13 protein-coding genes are annotated in these 17189 nt (G+C 71.8%); 8 read left to right on the forward strand and 5 right to left on the reverse strand.

Going from position 1 to position 17189, the window contains the following annotated elements; genetic code table 11:
- Positions 1–51: 51 nt before the first annotated feature.
- Together AB0C21_RS04075 and AB0C21_RS04080 are read left to right on the forward strand one after the other, a co-directional pair.
- Positions 52–774, forward strand: coding sequence for a YqeB family protein (locus tag AB0C21_RS04075; protein WP_500202579.1), 723 nt, complete (start codon positions 52–54; stop codon positions 772–774).
- A 179-nt stretch (positions 775–953) separates the two neighbouring features.
- A complete protein-coding gene (locus AB0C21_RS04080) occupies positions 954–2465 on the forward strand; it encodes an RtcB family protein (protein ID WP_500202580.1) in 1512 nt (503 codons plus the stop codon).
- A gap of 53 nt (positions 2466–2518) precedes the next feature.
- Here the strand turns inward: AB0C21_RS04080 and AB0C21_RS04085 are convergent, their stop codons facing one another.
- On the reverse strand, positions 2519–3550 hold the full coding sequence (locus AB0C21_RS04085; RefSeq protein WP_500202581.1) for a dipeptidase: 1032 nt from the start codon (positions 3548–3550) through the stop codon (positions 2519–2521).
- A gap of 85 nt (positions 3551–3635) precedes the next feature.
- Between AB0C21_RS04085 and AB0C21_RS04090 the strand changes: the two genes are divergently transcribed.
- Both AB0C21_RS04090 and AB0C21_RS04095 read left to right on the forward strand, forming a co-directional pair.
- Entirely contained in the window at positions 3636–4130 is a 495-nt protein-coding gene (locus tag AB0C21_RS04090) for a hypothetical protein (protein ID WP_500202582.1), read from the forward strand.
- A complete protein-coding gene (locus AB0C21_RS04095; RefSeq protein ID WP_500202583.1) occupies positions 4102–4971 on the forward strand; it encodes an alpha/beta fold hydrolase in 870 nt (289 codons plus the stop codon). Before AB0C21_RS04090 ends, AB0C21_RS04095 begins: the two co-directional genes overlap by 29 nt.
- Positions 4972–5005: 34 nt before the next feature.
- Here the strand turns inward: AB0C21_RS04095 and AB0C21_RS04100 are convergent, their stop codons facing one another.
- The 4 genes from AB0C21_RS04100 to fxsT form a co-directional block, all read right to left on the reverse strand.
- Entirely contained in the window at positions 5006–6559 is a 1554-nt protein-coding gene (locus tag AB0C21_RS04100) for a serine/threonine-protein kinase (protein WP_500202584.1), read from the reverse strand.
- A gap of 89 nt (positions 6560–6648) precedes the next feature.
- Entirely contained in the window at positions 6649–7941 is a 1293-nt protein-coding gene (locus AB0C21_RS04105; RefSeq protein WP_500202585.1) for an HEXXH motif domain-containing protein, read from the reverse strand.
- The gene (locus AB0C21_RS04110; protein WP_500202586.1) at positions 7938–9224 is read right to left on the reverse strand and encodes an FxsB family cyclophane-forming radical SAM/SPASM peptide maturase; all 1287 of its coding nucleotides are present in this window, start codon (positions 9222–9224) and stop codon (positions 7938–7940) included. Before AB0C21_RS04110 ends, AB0C21_RS04105 begins: the two co-directional genes overlap by 4 nt.
- A gap of 165 nt (positions 9225–9389) precedes the next feature.
- Positions 9390–11888, reverse strand: a complete 2499-nt coding sequence (gene fxsT / locus AB0C21_RS04115; protein ID WP_500202587.1) for an FxSxx-COOH system tetratricopeptide repeat protein — start codon at positions 11886–11888, stop codon at positions 9390–9392.
- A gap of 491 nt (positions 11889–12379) precedes the next feature.
- On the opposite strand from fxsT, the gene AB0C21_RS04120 reads away from it, so the two are divergent.
- The 4 genes from AB0C21_RS04120 (at position 12380) to AB0C21_RS04135 (ending at position 17189) form a co-directional block, all read left to right on the forward strand.
- A complete protein-coding gene (locus AB0C21_RS04120; protein ID WP_500202588.1) occupies positions 12380–13936 on the forward strand; it encodes a chloride channel protein in 1557 nt (518 codons plus the stop codon).
- Entirely contained in the window at positions 13933–14106 is a 174-nt protein-coding gene (locus AB0C21_RS04125; RefSeq protein WP_396078642.1) for an FxSxx-COOH-like cyclophane-containing RiPP peptide, read from the forward strand. The genes AB0C21_RS04120 and AB0C21_RS04125 overlap by 4 nt, the downstream gene beginning before the upstream one ends.
- A 123-nt stretch (positions 14107–14229) precedes the next feature.
- Positions 14230–15144, forward strand: coding sequence for an SIR2 family NAD-dependent protein deacylase (locus AB0C21_RS04130; protein WP_500202589.1), 915 nt, complete (start codon positions 14230–14232; stop codon positions 15142–15144).
- Positions 15141–17189 (forward strand): tetratricopeptide repeat protein, encoded by a 2049-nt coding sequence (locus AB0C21_RS04135; protein ID WP_500202590.1) that lies wholly within the window; start codon positions 15141–15143, stop codon positions 17187–17189. Before AB0C21_RS04130 ends, AB0C21_RS04135 begins: the two co-directional genes overlap by 4 nt.

The following is a 17189-nucleotide window of genomic DNA, read 5'->3' on the forward strand; positions in this document are numbered from 1 at the left end:
CGACTTTGGTGGGCTGCGGGCCGTTGAGGCGCGTCATTAGCGTCCAGAATCATGAACGTCGCCAATCGGTGGGAACACCCGGAAGCTCCGACGACGCTGGCCCGGCCCGTCTGGGCTTGGACGACCCTGTACATCGCGGCGGCGGCGCTCATGGCCGGGCTCGGCTGGCTGGTCAAGGTGCTCGCGAACTGGCTGACGACCCTGGAGTGGGCGCCGATGCGCGGACCGGCCCGGCTGCTGGTCTCGATCCCCGAGCCGTGGCTCACCGCCGGCCTGGTCGCCCTCGGCGCCGTCGTCGGGCTCGGCCTGATCTTCTCCGACTCCCTGGAGCAGGTCTCGGTCGCCGTGTCCGACGATCGGGTGGTCCTCAGGCGGCCGGGCCACGTCCAGGAGATCACCCGCGACCGGGTCGGCCCGGTCTTCCGGGACCGCGGCCATCTCGTCCTGCTCGGCCGCGGCGGCGAGGAGATCGCCAGGGAGAAGTGCGACCTCAGCGCCCGGAAGCTCGCCGCGGCCTTCACCGGACACGGCTACGCCTGGACCGACGGCGATCCCTACCTGGACGACTTCCGCCTCTGGGTCCCGAAGACCCCCGATCTGTCCGAGCACGCGAACTCGCTGCTCAAGGTGCGCGCGGAGGCCATGGAAGGCTCGGGTTCCGCCGAGGTCGTCAAGGAACTGCGCCGCGAACTGGCCCGGATCGGCATCGTCGTCCGAGACAACGGCAAACAGCAGTACTGGCGACACTCCACCCCCAACCCGCCCGCCAAGTGATCGCGGTCGTCGGAAATATTCGGTTGGCCGGGTGGCGGGGGGCTGGTTAGTGTTCGTCGCACCTCGCGGCTGCTGAACCTCGGGGAGTCCGTCGCCCACCGGGCGATGTCCCGTGCGTCCGCTCTGGACGGCCACGTCTCTGACCCATGCCCGAAATCCGGCAGCCACAAGGAAAGCCCATGACTGCGTCCCAGCAGGATCCCCGCCTCGTCCGTACCGACGACTACTGGCTCAACCTCCCCAACCGGTGGGACATCCCCGTCGACATCTGCGCCGGCGCCGACGTGCCGATCGAGCCCAGCGCGGTCGACGAGATCCTCACCGTGCTCCAGACCGCCGACACCCTGGCGCGGCTCGCCGACGCGACCGGGGACGAGGAAGCGGCCATCGAGCGCGTCGCGCTCACCCCGGACCTGCACAAGGGTGCCGGGATCCCGATCGGCACCGTGCTGCGGACCAGCGGGGCGCTGATCCCGCAGGCGGTCGGCAACGACATCAACTGCGGCATGCGGCTGGAGACGACCTCGCTCACCGTCGACCAGGTCCGTCCCCGACTGGACGCGCTGGAAGGCAGGCTGCGGCACCTGTTCTTCGAAGGAGGGCGGCGGATCGCGCTGTCGGGGATCCAGCGGGAGGCCCTGCTGCGCGACGGACTGCCCGGCCTGCTCGAAGTACCGGGCGACCCCGCGAGCGGAATCTGGTCGCAGCACCGGCCCGAGGACGGGCGGCCGGGCCGGGTCCACGGGGAGCGGTACCCCACCGCGACCGCCGAGCCGTTCCGCGACTGGATCGACAGTGCGGGCGGCACCAGCTACGACAGCATCATCGGCAGCGTCGGCGGCGGCAACCACTTCGCCGAACTGCAGTACGTCGCGTCGGTCCACGACCGGCAGGCCGCCTACGCCTGGGGCTTCGAACCCGGACAGGTCGTGCTGATGGTGCACAGCGGCTCGCTGTCGCTGGGCCACCAGGCCAACGCCGCCGGCCTGGACCGGGCAAGGAAGGCGTGGCCCGCGCACGTCCCGACCCCGGACAACAAGATCCTCCCCATCCTGCTCGGCGAGCGGAACGAGGCGGCGCTGCGGCGCTATCTCGACGCCTTCGGCAACGCCGCGAACTTCGCGGTCGGCAACCGGTTCTTCCTCTCGCTGATGCTGCGCCAGGGGCTCGCCGCCGAGTGCGGCGCCCTCACCGGCGAACTCGTCTACGATGCCCCGCACAACCTGCTGTGGCGGCACGACGACGGGTCGGTGGTGCACCGCAAGGGCGCCACACCCGCGGGCGGATACGCCGACATGGCCGATGGGCCGTACGCGATGTGGGGCGAGCCGGTCATCGTGCCGGGGTCGATGGGGGCGGCCAGTTACGTCCTGCGTGGGCACGGCAACCCGCGGACCCTGGCCAGCGCGTGCCACGGCGCCGGCCGCCGAGTGCCGCGCGGCGCGGCGTCCCGCGCGAACGACACCGAACTCGACGCGTTCCTCAGGGAGTTCCGTGTGGTCACGCCCCTCGACCACCGCGACCCTGCGGTCACCCGCCGCGCGGACGTGATGGCCGCCTGGCGCCGCGACCTCAAGCAGGAGGCGCCGTGGGTGTACAAGGACATCGGCCCGGTCGTGTCCAGCCTCGCCCGCGCCGACGTCGCGGACCCGGTCGTCGAGCTACGCCCCCTCCTGACCGTCAAGGGCTGACCCACGGGCGGCCTGCCTCCGCTTGCCGCGCGGTCCACCGTCTTGGCGGGTGGTCAGGTGAGGTGGGTGGCGAGGAGGCGGTGGAGGTTGCCGCCGAGGATCTTGCGGATGTCGGGCTCGGGACGGCCGCGGGCGAGGAGTTCGCCGGTGAGCAGTGGCAGGCCGGACGGGCCGGCGAGGCCGGGAAGGGTGGCCATGACGTCGAAGCCGGCGTTCGCCGCGGGGTCCTCGCAGCAGGGCGGGGTGAGGTCGGTGAACACCTCGTGGACGAAGTCCGGGCCGAGGCCGACGTGGTCGATGCCCGCCACCGACGCGACGTGGTCGATGTGGTCGGCCAGCTTGGCGACGGTGTAGCCGGAGGGGTCGGCGGCCAGGAAGCCCGGCAGGAAGTTCACGCAGACCACGCCGCCGGTAGCCGCGACGCCCCGGATCTGGCCGTCGGTCAGGTTGCGGTGGTGGTCGCGCAGGGCGCGGGCACTGGAATGGGTGGCGATCACCGGCCGGGACGCGAGTTCGAGGACGTGCTCCACCCCGCTCGCACCCAGGTGGGAGATGTCCAGCAGGACGCCGAGCCGCTCCATCTCGGCCACGGCCTCGACGCCCGCGGCGGTCAGGCGGCTCGCGGTGGCGTCCTCGCCGCTGCCGTCGGCCAGCGGGGTGCGCCCCCAGTGGGCCATCGACGCGACCCGGACGCCGAGCCGGTGCACGGTCGCGAGGAGTTCGACGTTCGCGTCCAGCCCGGGCATGCTCTCCAGTGCCAGGACCAGCGCGATCTTCCCCTCGTCCAGCGCCGCGTCGATCTGCGGGCCGTCGAGGCAGAGCCGGACGTCCTCGGGGTTCCCCTCGGCGATCGCGTGCGCGCACTCGATCATCCGGAGCGTCTCGCGCAGCGCGCCTTCGGGCCTGAACCGGTCGTCGATGAACACCGGGAGCACCTGGAGATCGACTCCGCCCGCGCGGAGCTGCGGCAGCCACCGCTCCCTGAAGAAGGACGCCCAACGGGCGGGCGGGCGCGCCACCACCGCCATCAGCAGGTCGTTGTGCGCGTCGGCCACTACCGCGCTCTCGTGCGAGTCGCCAGGCATGACCGGAACTGTAACCGGCGGTGCCGGGATCCCCGTGGCCGGACTACTTGACGTCTGTGAGCAAGTACTTGCTATCTTGTGTCAAGTGACGACCACGGAAGACCATGTCGAGCTGGTGGCCGAGCTCGTCCGGCTGCTGGAGACGCGGATCCTCGATCCGCTGGAGATCCTTCTGGCCTCGGACGAGCCGATCGAGCCCATCAGGGCGCGGCTACGGGTGGAGGCCGAGGTGTGGGCCGCCCAACTGCTGGGCCCCGACCGGGAGCGGGCCGCCATGACCGCTGCCCGGCTCGTCGGGGTGTTCTTCCCCGGCGACGCGGCCTTCGATCCGCCGGCCTCGTGGTGGCGGACCGCGGTGGGGCGGGCCGTGGCCCGCTCGATGGTCCACCCTGCCGAGGCCGTGCCGTACTCCACGGCCGGGGCGATGCTCGGCATCACCCGGCAAGGCGTTCACGACCTCGTCAAGCGCGGCAAGCTCGCCCGGCATCCCGACGGCGGCGTCACCACCTCGTCCATCCGCGACCGGCTCAACCGCCCCCAGGAGAACACCCGTGCCATCGCACGACTCGATCATCGATGACCGCCCCGTCCCGCTGGCCGTCCGCGACCACGGCGGCAGCGGGACCCCGGTCCTGCTGCTTCACGGCCTCGGCGGCACCCTCCTGCACTGGGACGCGGTCGCGCCGCTGCTGACCGGCGCCCACCGGGTGGTCGCCATGGACCTGCGCGGTCACGGGCTGTCCGGCGACGGGCCGTGGGAGTGGGAGGCGGTCCTGGACGACGTCCAAGCGGTCATCGACCATCTCGATCTGGATGCTCCCGTCCTGGTGGGCCACTCACTCGGCGGCATGGTCGCCGTGCAGTGGGCGCTGCGCCACCCGGACGGGCCCGGGATCGTCAACCTCGACGGTCTGCGCTCGGCCGAGACCGACCCACGGCACTACGCGGGCATCGAGCAGGACGAACTGGCCGCGCTCCTTGCGGAAGTGAAGACCGTCTTCGACGCGCAGGCCGAGGCGATGGCCCAGCCCCTGAGCGAGGCCCACGCGGCGATGTATCCCGAGCGGTCGCTGCGCACCACCGATGAGGGCGTCTACGTGCGGCCGGGCGCCGCGCTGGCCGGGCAGATCAGATACGACCCCCGCTTCCAGGACAGCGTCGCGGCGGTGGCCGGCATCCGCTGCCCGGCCCTGTTCGTCCTGGCCACCGAGAACCTGCCCGGCCTGCCGGGCCGCGTCGGCGACCTCATGACGGCGCAGCGCGCGGGCATCCGCCGCGACCTGCCGGCCCTCACCGCCGCCTGGCCGCACCTGCGCGTACTCGACCTGGCCGCCAGCCACAACATGGTCAGCGAACAGCCCGAGCAGATCGCCCAAGCCATCCTGAGCCTCCGGTCACAGCCCACCGGGCAAGGCGCCTGAACCGGCGCCCCCGCGCCCTCGGCGGCAAGCCCCTCTAGTGGCGGGAGAACTCGGCCCTGACCTTGCTCGACCAGATGAACGGCTGGACACAGAGCCAGAGCAGGCCCAGCAGCATGAGAGGGGCGATGAGGGGGGCGTTGTCGTCCGAGTCCAGGTCCAGACCCGACCCTGCCACCTCGTAGAGGGGCACGACCCAGAGCAGCGCCACCATGCCTTCGACGAGCACGACCATGGTGAGCAGGGCATAACGGGCGGGCGGGTCCGTCACCCGTGCGGCGAGTGAGGGGTTCGCCGCGATGAAGGCGAACATGAACGCGAGCGTGCTCAGCACCCAGGAGATTTCGAATTCGCCGGTGGGCTCGATGACCGGGATGGGGCCGTCCAGACCATGGCCCTCCACCATGATGGCTTCTATATGAACGCCGCCGAGGATCGTGAATACGAGGGCGAGGACGAGGGGCGGTCTGTGCGGCAGGAACCACAGCCCGCACATGAAAATGAACGCCACGACCACGGGCACCAGCAGGATGATGTATTCGTATGAGCCCCAATAAAGCGGGAGGGGGGGCACCTCGCTGTCTCCTTTCCAGGGCCCTTTCAGGAACGTCAGGAAGGCGAGCGCGGTGCACAGGAGGGCGGCTCTGACGAGGACTGTCCGGTAGCGCAAAACCGGGATCTCGCTGATGGGCGGCTGTAGGAGCGCGGTGCGGGGCGGCCGGTGAGGGAAGGGCGGTCCGGTGTCGGCCGCGGTCTCGGCGGTGTCGGCGGTGGGGGCCAGGACGGCGTTGAGCAGGTCGCGGACCTGGGCGGGGGAGAGCCGTTCGTCCGGGTTCTTGCGCAGCAGACCGTTCAGGACCTGCGCCAGCGGGCCGCCGCACTGGGGAGGGGGCAACTGCCCGGTGGCGATCGCGACGAAGACGGCTCCGTGGCTGGGGCCGTCGAACGGGCGGCGGCCCTCGACCGCCGCGTACAGGGTGGCGGCCAGGGACCACAGGTCCGAAGCGGGGGTGACGGCCTTGCCCTCGACCTGTTCGGGGGACATGTAGGCGGGCGTGCCCAGCACCATGCCCGAACGTGTGATGGTGACGTCGCCCTCCAGTGCGGCGATGCCGAAGTCGGTGAGGAGGACCCGGTCGCCTTCGAGGAGCACGTTGGCGGGCTTGACGTCGCGGTGGACGACGCCCTGCGCGTGGGCGGCCGAGAGGGCGTCCAGCATCGCGAGCCCGATCGCGGCGACCTGGCGCTGGGGAAGCGTCTTCTGCTCGGCCAGCAGCTGTTCGAGGGAACGGCCGCGGACCAGTTCCATGACGATCCAGGGCCGGCCGTCGTCGCCCATCACCCGGTCGTAGACGGTGACGATGCCGTTGTGCCTCAGGCGGGCGGCGGCGCGTGCCTCGCGTTCCATCCGGGCGTACCAGACGCGCCGCTCCTGGTCGGTGGCCTGTTCGGGCACCCGGAGCTCCTTGACGGCGACCTCGCGGTCGAGGTCGAGGTCATGGGCGCGCCACACCGCGCCCATGCCGCCCTGGCCGATCCGGCCGAGATTCCGGTACCGGCCCGCCAGTACCCCCTCATCGTCCCAGCCCATGATCAGAACCTATCGGCACGGAACGTTCGGAAGAAGCTGATCCGACCAACTGAAAGACATCTCTGTCTGTTTGGTCGCATGCCCGCCGATCATCGTCTTGCGGTCCGGTTCGAAACCGAGGACGGGTCGCGCGGCCGGTGCACCGAGGCGTGGCGACGGTGCAGCGCGCGCAGGATATGGGTGACGAAGAAGTGGCCTTCGGTGGTGAGTTCGCCGCCGTCGAGTAGTGCCTCGGCCGCCTCCATGGACGCGGTGCTCCATCGGGTGTACTCCGCGTGGGCCCGCAGCGCCGCCTCGCCGGTCTCGTAGGGCAACTGCACGCGCCAGAACTCGCTCACCGCCAGATGCGCGTACGTCCCGTGGAGCGTCGCCGTGGCGGGACGCGGATCGTCCCGCCACGGCGGCCGGTAGCGGTGCTCGCCGCCGGGCAGGGTCAGGGGAACGGTGTCCATGAGCGCCGTGAGCTTGGCGTGCTGCACCTCGTGGACCAGAGTCAGCGCCATCGTCCGCGCGTCGGCGGGCGTTGACAGGGCGACGCCACCGAAGGCCTCCGGGGACGAGGCGCTGCTCTGGTGCCCAGGTGATCGGCCCGCCAGCGGGGTGAGCGCCCTGGCCAGGGCTGTCAGCTCGACCGCGAGCCCGCGATGGTGGCGGGACAGGAGGCTCCAGGCGGCCTGGAACGTGGCGCCCCATCGCCGCACCTGGACACGGGTGAGACGCGGGCCGGGCTCCGTCCCGGGCATCCGGAACGGGTCGAGGTCGTCCAGGATCAGCCGGATCGCGGCACTGTGCGCGCTCGCCGGAAGGCTGCGCAGCCCCTGCCAGCCGGGCTCCTCGGCGTGCGGTGCAGCGGGAACGACGGTCTTGTCGCCGATGCGCCAGGTGCCGCGGCCGGTGAACCGGACCAGGGCCGTATCGGCGGACGGGTCGGCCGCGGCCCGTCCCAGCGACGGGATCATGGCGCCGCCGGCGGAGACGGGAACATGGAGTTCGCTCGGCGTACCCGTGCGGATCATCGCCGCGGCGGCGAGCGCGGCCAACCCGTCGGGCCGCGCGCCGGGCAGCGCACGGCCACCGCGCAGCGCCCGGAGCGTGGCGGACGCCCACGCCCGGACGGCCGGGTGCAGGACGACCCTGTCGACGGCGCCCGGATGGCTTCCGTGCAGGTTCGCCAGGATCGCGTACGCCCGCAGCGCGTCCTCGTGACCGCCGAGGCGCCGGGCATGATCGCGGACGAGCCGCAGCCTGACCAGCTGCTTGCGGCGCTGGGCGAGGACGAGCGCGGCCACGGCACGGGCCGCGCGCCCGCCGGTCTCTCCGTTCAGGCCCGCCAGCGCGCGAAGGTCGTCCTCGGGGACCGGGCATCGGTGCGGCGGACTCACCCCGGGCCGCCACCGGGAAGGGCCGCCAGATCGGCCGTGATCCGATCCCGGATGTGCCAGATCAGTGCGAACAGGTCCCGGCAGTAGACCGAGGGGTTGGCGAACCCGCTGCCGGCCCGGTGGCGATGCGCGTAGAGGCCGCCTCCGCAGACGCGGTGCACGGGACAACCGCGGCATGCGGGGGCCAGCGCCGCCGCGCCGATCTGGCGGGCCGCGATCGAGGGCAGCAGCAGTGCCGCGTCGAACGGGTCGCGCGAGACGTGCAGCCCCGTCGCGGGGGCCCCCTCGTACGCGGACTTCAGCGAATCCCCCTGCTCGATCGAGCCGTCGGTCTCGACGACGACGAAACCGACCGGGGACAGCCCGACGGCCTCGACGGACGCGGACCCGCCCAGCAGCAGATGGATGATCTCGCCGAAGAGCCGGACCCGCGTCTCGGCCGGGGACGCCCCGTACCAGCGGTCGAACACCGCGGTGAGCCAGTCGGCGTAGGGGGTGGGCCCGCGGTACCGCCACTCGCCGTCCCCGCCGTCCCCGCCGTCCCCGCCGCGCCCGGTGCCCCCCGGCAGGCCGGGCGGCGGGGCGTCCCAGTTGCCGTGCGGGAGCAGGAGGCCGATCGCCGGCGGCCGATGCTCCAGCAGGGCCTCGTAGGTCTCCACGGGATCGTTCCGGAGGTCGATCGTGCACAGCAGCCCGGAGAACAGGTGCCGGAACGCGGGTGAGGCCAGCCGGGCGAGCGCCGCCCGTACCGCGGTGTGGCTGCCCCGTCCGTCGCGCCGCTTCCGGTGCCGGTCATGAGCCGTCCGGCCGCCGTCCAGGCTGACCCCGATCCGGATGCCGAGGTCGTCGCAGAGCCGGAGTTGCTCTGTCCCGAGGCCGACGCCGTTGGTCTGCATGCGCACCTCGACATGCGCGCCCGCCCGCGCCCGCACGATCCGCCTGAGGGTGCGGACGGCGTCCTCGATCTGGGAGGTCCCGGCCAGCAGCGGCTCGCCGCCGTGCAGCCCCACCATGACCGTGGACAGCTCGTGCCGCGCGGCGTGCTCGGCGATACGCCCGGCGGTGGCGGCCAGGACGTCCCTCGGCATCGCTCGCGGCCGGTGCCGCCAGGACCGGTCGGCCATCTCGTACATGTAGCAGTAGTCGCAGGCCAGGTCGCAGCGGCCATGGATCTTGAGGACGAACTCGCGGAACGGGGTGGGCCGCCAGCCGGTAAGGCGCAGGGCGGCGAGGTCGAGCCCGGCGGGCCATTCCAGGACCGCCTGCCGTGCGTTGCTGGTCATCCGGACCATCCAGGATCGGTACAGGCCTCGGGGTGGGCGGGGGGTGAGCCGGCCGGTGGATCCGGCTGGTGTCCTTTGCGCCCTTTGTACCCGGCGATCGTGGACCCGGCAGCGTCAGGTGCCACAGAACGGGCGCGCTCGCCCGGGGGCCTCACCGTCGCGCGCTCACAGCGGCTGCGGTTCGAAGTCGCAGTCGATGCGGTCGCCCTGGGCCGCGCTCACGGCCAGTGGGTGCTCGGTGCCGAGCGTGTCCCGCAGCCGCCGTACCGTGTCGAGAAGCAGCTCGGCGCCGCGCTCGGGGAACCCGGCCGCCTCCAGGTCGATGCCAAGGTTGGCCGCGCAGGCCAGGGTGTCGGGGTGTTCGGCGCCCCGCCGCCTGACCAGCAGGGGCATCGTGGCCTCGCCGAGCCCCACCGCCGCGGCCGGGTCGCCGAGCGCGGCCCGGTCGCTTGCCAGGTTGACGGTCGCGAGCAGCGGATGCGGATGGTCGTCACCGACCAGGGCGCCCAGTTCGCGGCGGGTGGTCTCGTTCATCGCGGCGGCCTCCTCGGGCCGGCCGCTCAGCCGCAGGACGACCGCCACGTTGATGGCGCAGCCGAAGACGAAGGGATGCTTCTCGCCGAGCACGCGGCGGTACAGGTGGAGCGTCTCCTCGCCGAGCTCCAGCGCCTCGTCGATCCGGCCCGCCAGCCGCCACTCGTTGATGAGGTTGCAGGACGCCGCCATCGTGTCGGGGTGTTCGAGGCCGTAACGCTCTTGGTAGCGGGCCCGCAGCTCTTCGCCGAGGGCCAGCGACTCCTCGTAGGACCCGGCCTTGCGCATCGACACCGAGAGGTTCTTCTCGGCCCGCAGCACGTAGTGGCTGTCGAGCGGGAGGACCGTGCGGTAGTCGGCGCAGACCCGCCGCTGGGCCTCGAGGGACTCCGCGTACCGGCCGCATTCGCGCAGGTCGCGGTTGACGTTGTTGCGGGAGTTGAGCACCCAGGGGTTGTCGGAGCGGCCGTGGACGTTCAGGCGCTTGGCGCTGGTGTCCTCGTCGAGCGCGAGCGCGCGGTCGTAGTCGCCGGTGAGCCGCAGGTCGACGGCCATGTTGTTGGCCGACATGAGGGTCGGCGGCTCCAGCGGGCCGAAGACGGACTGGTGCAGCCGGTAGGACTCCTCGTCCAGCGCCATGGCCTCCGCGAACTCCCCCCGCCAGCGCAGGTCGGCGGCATGAGCGTTCATGGTGAGGAGGGTCTGCTCGTCGTCGGGCCCCAGGGCCTGCCGCATCCGCTCCAGCGTCCGCCGGTTGAGCTCGTAGGCGGTGGCCACGTCGCCCAGCAGCCGCGAGGTCAGGGCGAGGATGCGCTGCATCACCAGGACGAGCCGCCACCGGGTCATCTCGTCGTGGTCGGCGCCCGACGGCGGCGCGTCCGCGTCGCCGCGGCCGCCGGTCCAGTGGTCGAGCGCTTCGGTGACGAACCGGCGGGCGCCGTCGTAGTCGCCGCGCCGGACGAGGTAGTAGGCGACGTTCACGCACATCTGGCGCACCAGCGGGACGTCGCTGGCCTGCGCGCCGGATCCGACGACATGGCCGAGCAGCCGGGAGAAGATCGGCCAGTTGTCGATGTTGTCGGGGTCGCTCGGGACCCGGGCGCTGAGCAGCAGGTGGACGTCGCGGCGGTGCCGCTCGGCGGTCTCGGGGTCGGCGGCCCTGCGCTGGGTGCGCTGGACGAGGCGGTGGATCGTCATCGTCCGGTGCACCGTCTCGACCCGGGCCAGCGAGAAGCGGCCCAGGCTGCGCAGCGCCCGCTGGAACCGGGCCGGATCGTCGAGGATCCGCCCGAACGGCCCGTCGAGGACCTGGCGCCCCTCGGTGAACAGGGCGAGCGGGATCGGTGTCGGCCCCAGGTGCGCGCACCGGCTCAGCAGCTCCACGGCATCGGGGCTCTGCACCTGCAGGCGCGCCACGGACATGCTCCACACGGTGTCGACCGACATCGGGTAGCCGACCGGCCGGAAGTCCTCGCCGAGGTGCTGGGGCAGCTGCCGGATGAAGTCGTCGGCGGACAGCCCCGCCTCCGTCATCAGCGCCGCCGCCTGCTCCAGCGCGAGCGGGAGGTCGCCGACCTCCTCGGCGACGCGGTCGGCGTCGGCCTCGGTGATCCCGTCGATCCGCCGGCGCAGGAAGGCCACGCTCTCGGCGCGTTCGAAGACGTCGATGTCCATGGTGTGGACGCCGTGCCGCCACCGGTCGTCGCGGGAGGTGATCAGGACGTGCCCCGGCCCGCTGGGCAGCAGGGGGGCGATGGCGTCGGGCTCGTCGACGTTGTCGTAGACGAGCAGCCAGCGGCGGTAGGGCTCGCCGCGCCGGAGCGCGTCCAGCAGTTCGGGGACGGCCGTGCTGTCGGCGAGGTCGCCGCCGGCGCCGGCGATGCCGAGCCGGGCGGCCAGCGAGATGAGGGAGGACCGGACCGTCAGGGGGTCCTTGCCGCCGCCGGGGATCCACCAGACGACGTCGTAGTCGTCCATGAACCGGTGGGCGTACTCCGTGGCCGTCTGGGTCTTGCCGATGCCGCCGAGGCCCTTGAGCGCGTACAGGACCAGGGCGCCCTTGTTGGTGGTCAGATCCTGGCGCAGCCGGGCGAGGACGTCCTCGCGGCCGGTGAAGTGAACGTTGCGCATGGGGACCCCGCCCCAGATCTTCGGTCCACCGGACGAGGCAGGCGGGGCTGAAGACGACACGTGACCTCCGGGGACGGTCTCGCCGGATCGGACACCGACTGGATCGGAATACCGAGTCTAGTCAAAGGGAAGAACATTATGAGCGCGCAATATTACCGATCATGAAAATGATCGCTGATCATACGGTCAAGGATGATCTCCAGGGCGCGCTTCCGGAGTGGGGGAGCGAACCTATGTCTCCTTAACGTCTGTCCGTAATCGCCCGATCGCAGCATTTTCGGGTGATCCCACGGCACTCACCTTTCCATTGCCGGACGGAGAGGCTTCTGGCCAGGCGACACCGCGCAGCGTGATCCGAATTTAACGTCGGGTTGATGAGTGAGGATGGCCAGAGGTCCGTGAGGATGGTTACGCTGTAAGCCCGCCGCTCTGGATGTCTGGAGTGCCAGAATTGGCCGGAATGAAGCCTTCGCCGTGGCCATAAAGGAGTCGTGAGAATAGTGTTCACGGGTGGCCGCGGGAGTTCCGGCCGGGGGCGCGCGATCGTCCGGTGGTTACTCGTCGCCACGGTGGTCGGGGTGCTGGCCGGAGTCGCGGCGATCGGCTTCCAGTTGCTGCTGACCTGGAGCACGTCCGGATTCCTCGGAGCCTTGGTCGGGCACGAGCCCGCCACCACCGCCGGCGGCGGGGGGCCGCGGGCGGCCACCGGACTGGAGCGTCCGTGGCTGCTGCCCCTGGTGACCGGAGGAGGCGCCGCGCTCGCCGCCCTCGTCGCCCTCAAGGCCGCGCCCGAAACCGGTGGGCACGGCACCGACTCCGCCATCGCCGCGGCCCACGACGATCCGTCCGGGATGCGGGCCCGGGTCCCCCTGGTGAAGGCGCTGACCTCCTCGCTGACCCTGGGGTCGGGCGGATCGGGCGGTACGGAGGGCCCGATCGCGCAGATCGGCGGCGGAGTGGGATCGGTGGTCGCGCGCCGTGCCGGCCTTCCGGAACGGCACGCCCGCTCGGTGGTGATGACCGGCCTGGGCGCCGGGATCGGAGCGATCTTCCGCGCCCCGCTCGGCGGTGCCGTACTGGCCGCCGAGCTGCTCTACCGGAGGGGCGTCGCCTGGGAGGTGCTGCTTCCCGCGATCGTCTCCTCGGCCGTGGCCTTCGGCGTGTACGGCGCGTTCATGGGCTTCGACCCGCTGCTGGGCGAGCAGTGGATCACGGGCGGAACGGCTCCCGTGGACTGGCTGCTGTTCGTCGCCCTGGGGCTGCTGTGCGGGCTGCTGGGACGCCTCTACATCGGCACCTTCTACGGGATGCACCATCTGACCGAACGCTGGGTGCGGCGCGAGCGGGGAGTGCCCCCCTGGGTGCCGCCCACGGCCGGAGGGCTGGTCGTCGGGGTGATCGGGCTCGCGGCGCCGGCGGTCCTGGGGCCCGGCTACGGGATCATCCAGCAGTCCCTCAGCCGGGAGGCGGTGCTCAGGATGTCCCTCTGGCTGGTCCTGCTGCTCCCCCTGGTCAAGATCCTCGCCACCGCGCTGTCGATCGGGACCGGCGGTTCCGGTGGGCTGTTCGGCCCGGGACTGTTCATCGGGGCGGTGGCGGGGGCCGCCTTCTGGCGCGTGTGCTTCACCGGCGGCGCGACGACCCTCGGCCCCGAGGTGTTCGCGGTCGTCGGCGCGGCGGCGCTGCTCGGGCCCACCATCCACGCTCCGGTCGGAGTGACGCTGCTGGCCCTTGAGGCCACCCGCAGTCCTTGGCTGATCGGGCCGGTGGTGGTCGCCATGCTGGCGTCCCGCGCGGTGATCGGCCGGCAGACCCTGTACCGCAGCCAGCCCGACAAGCCCGGGAGGCGCGCTCCCGTGATCGGAATTGCGGTCCCGGCCGCTCCCACGGCCTCGGCAGCGGCCCCGGCGGCGGTGACCGCGAAAACGTCTGCGGCGCGGCCCTGCCCGGCGGGCTTGACCGGCGACGCAGGCCCGCATGAGGAAGACCCACGCGATGGCCCGCGCCACCCCCTGTGGACGACCCATGGAAGGAACAGCGACGGATGAGTGAGGAACGCGCGTCCGAGGTTCCGGTGGAACCGCTCGATGTCGACGCCCTGACCCTGGCGGACCTCGACCGGCTGGACGGCACGGTCCTGGGGACGTGCCTGCTGCGCGTGCTGGAGGAGGCCGACTCCCCGCCGGGAGCCGTCGCCAGGCATGACTCGATGATCTGACGGGCCGGCGCGTGAGGACCGCCGAGCCTCCGGAAACGAGGGGCCCGAGGGCCGGACCGAACGTCGGCGGGAGGGAGCGTCATGCGGACATCCGTTGGCAGGTCGTACAGGGCGGGGCACACAGTGGAAGACAGTGAATGGGACCGTCTCGTCGCGCAGCTCAAGGCCGGACGGTGCGCTCCCTTCCTCGGCGCCGGCGCATGTTACGGAAGTCTCAAACTGGGCTCCCAGTTGAGCGAGCAATGGGCCGATGAATACGACTACCCGTTCGTCGACCGTGGTGATCTGGCGCAGGTGATGCGCTATGTCACGGTCTGTGAGGGTGATCCGATCTATGTCAAGGAGAAATTCCTCGATCAGGACATTCGCGGGGCCGCCCCACCGGACTTCGCCAATCCCTGCGAGCCGCATGCGGCCCTCGCCCGGTTCCCCATTCCCATCTACCTCACCACGAACTACGACGACTTCATGGTGCGGGCGCTGCAGTTCGCGGGGAAGAAACCCCGGCAGGTGCTGTGCCCCTGGTACCCCTCGGCTCCGTTCCACCCCGAGGACTTCCACCCCCCGGAGGGAGAGCCGCCCGCCGTCCACCCGATCGTCTACCATCTGCACGGCCACGCGAACGCGCCCGAATCGCTGGTCCTCACCGAGGACGACTACATCGAGTTCCTGGTCGCCCTCGGCGAGGAGCGCAACCAGTCCGTCTACATGTCGGACAGCCCCTCTCCCAGCTTCCTCCCCCCGCCGGTGGCCGAGTCCCTGTCCCGGATGCCGCTGCTGTTCGTCGGCTACAGCCTCCGCGACTGGACGTTCCAGGTCATCCTCCAGGGCATCGTCAAGGCTCTGCCGCGCACGATGCACCGCCGCCACGTCAGCGTCCAGATGCTCCCACTCCAGGTCGGCGCCACCGATGACCAGCGGCGGCGCGCGGAAAGCTATCTGACCCGCTATTTCAACGGGCTCAATATCAGCGTCTACTGGGGTTCGGCGGCCGACTTCTTTCGTGAGCTCGACCAGCGTGCCGGCGGGATGCCATGAACGCCACCACATCGTCCGGACCGAACCGTGACCGAGACCCCCGCGACCATCCCTATCCCGGGCTGCGGGCCTTCACCCGTGCCGAGGGCGACGTCTTCTTCGGCCGCGAACGCGAGGCCGCGGACCTGCGCTCGCTGTGGCTGGCCAACCGGCTGACCGTGCTGTTCGGCCAGTCGGGGGCGGGCAAGTCCTCGCTGCTGAACGCCGGGGTCATCCCCGGACTGCCGAGCGAGGTCGACCTGCTGCCGGTCGGCCGGCTGGCTCCGGCGCCGATCTCGGCGTCCGCGTCCGGGCACGGCGACAACCCGTTCACCTTCGCGCTGCTGTCGATGTGGAGCCCCGGATCCGGGGCCGAGCGGCTGCGGAGCGCGACGCTGGCGGAGTTCTTCGCCGACCGGTCCCCGCTCCTGGACGAGTTCGGCGAGCCGATGGCCATCCTGGCGGCCATCGACCAGTTCGAGGAGCTGTTCACGGCCTCCCCCCAGCTGTGGCGCCACCGTGACGCCTTCATCGCCGACCTGTCCGCCGCGCTGACCGCGACCCCCCAGCTGCGGGTGCTGGTCTCGATGCGCGAGGACGCGCTGGCCGCGCTGCTGCCGTACGAGAGCCGGCTCTCCCCGCCTCCTCGGCGCCGCATGGGGATTCAGGCCCTGGCTCCCGCGCAGGCCCTGCGCGCCGTCGTCGAACCGCTGCGCAGCACCGATCGCTCGTTCGCGCCGGGCTGCGCCGAGAAGCTCGTCGACGAGATGCGGACGGTCCACGCGGTGGGCCCGGACCAGCCGGAGCCCTTCCTGGACGAGTACATCGAGCCCGTCCAGCTGCAGATCGTCTGCTCGGCGCTGTGGGACGCACTGCCCGAGGACGTGCGGGTCATCACCGACGGCCATGTCCGCGAGTACGGTGACGTCGACCAGACGCTCAGCGCCTTCTACGCCGGCGCGGTCGCCGACGTGGCGCGAAGGTTCGACGTGGACGAGCGGGAACTGCGCAGCTGGATCGAACGCACCTTCATCACCGAGCTCAACACGCGCGGGACGGCCTACGAGGGCGCGGGCGAGGTCGGGGGCATGCGCATCGAGATCGCCCGGGCCCTGCGCGACCTTCATCTGCTGCGGGTCGAGCACCGGCTGCGCGCGCGCTGGTACGAGCTGCAGCACGACCGGCTCATCGCCGCGATCCAGCAGGACAACCGGGGCACCGAGTGGGGGCCGGAGCAGGACGCCTCGATGTACCTGCGCGCCGCCCAGCGCGCCATGGTCGCCGGGGAGTTCCGCGACAGCATGGCGTGGTCGCGGCGCGCCGTCGACGCGGCCGTGCACGCGGGTGACCAGCGCAACCAGGCCGAGGCCGAGTTCCTGCTGGGCCAGGCCGCCGGCATGCTCGGCGACGAGGCGGCCTCCGACCTGCACCACGCTCGCGCCATCGAGCTGTTCGAGGTTCTCAGGGACGAGCCCGCGGTTGTCCGCACCACGGCGGGGTGGGGCGACGTCCTACTGGCCAAGGGCCGCCCCGACCGTTCACTGGAGCTCTACGAGGCGGCGGTGCGGCGCGCCCCTTCCGACCGGGCCGCGATGGAAGGGCTGGCCAACGTCCTGTGGCGGCTGGGCCAGCTCAGAGCGGCGACCGACGTGTACGAGCGGATCCTCGCCGAGTCGCCGGGCGACGTGTCGGCGCTGGGGGCGCGCGGCCAGCTGATGGCGGAGCTGCAGCAGCCGCAGCGGGCCATCACCGATCTCGAACGCGCTCTGGCCCAGTCTCCCGATCCCGACCGGCTGCCCGACCTGCGCTCCGCCCGCGCGCTGGCGCTGGCACAGCTCGGCCGGCATCCGGAGGCGGCCTCGGAGCTGCAGGCCGCGATCGACGCCGACCCGCGCAGTGCGCGGACCTACTTGCGCGGCGGCCGTACGACGATGCTCCAGGGCGAGTTCGGCCAGGCCAGGAGGCTGCTGGAGCTCCACCGCCAGGTCGGCGGGCAGGAGCTCTACCCCTACGAGGCCGAGACCGCGGCCGATCTGGAACGCCGCCTGTCCCCTGCCGGTCCCTAG

The sequence above is a fragment of the Spirillospora sp. NPDC049024 genome (assembly GCF_040649235.1).
Taxonomy (GTDB): domain Bacteria; phylum Actinomycetota; class Actinomycetes; order Streptosporangiales; family Streptosporangiaceae; genus Spirillospora.

Bases quoted from the DNA above. Each gene is read 5' to 3' on its own strand.
- AB0C21_RS04075 (WP_500202579.1), top strand. From the start codon at position 52: ATGAACGTCGCCAATCGGTGGGAACACCCGGAAGCTCCGACGACGCTG.
- fxsT (WP_500202587.1), bottom strand. From the start codon at position 11,888: ATGCGCAACGTTCACTTCACCGGCCGCGAGGACGTCCTCGCCCGGCTG.
- AB0C21_RS04110 (WP_500202586.1), bottom strand. From the start codon at position 9,224: ATGACCAGCAACGCACGGCAGGCGGTCCTGGAATGGCCCGCCGGGCTC.
- AB0C21_RS04135 (WP_500202590.1), top strand. From the start codon at position 15,141: ATGAACGCCACCACATCGTCCGGACCGAACCGTGACCGAGACCCCCGC.
- AB0C21_RS04080 (WP_500202580.1), top strand. From the start codon at position 954: ATGACTGCGTCCCAGCAGGATCCCCGCCTCGTCCGTACCGACGACTAC.
- AB0C21_RS04100 (WP_500202584.1), bottom strand. From the start codon at position 6,559: ATGGGCTGGGACGATGAGGGGGTACTGGCGGGCCGGTACCGGAATCTC.
- AB0C21_RS04125 (WP_396078642.1), top strand. From the start codon at position 13,933: ATGAGTGAGGAACGCGCGTCCGAGGTTCCGGTGGAACCGCTCGATGTC.
- AB0C21_RS04085 (WP_500202581.1), bottom strand. From the start codon at position 3,550: ATGCCTGGCGACTCGCACGAGAGCGCGGTAGTGGCCGACGCGCACAAC.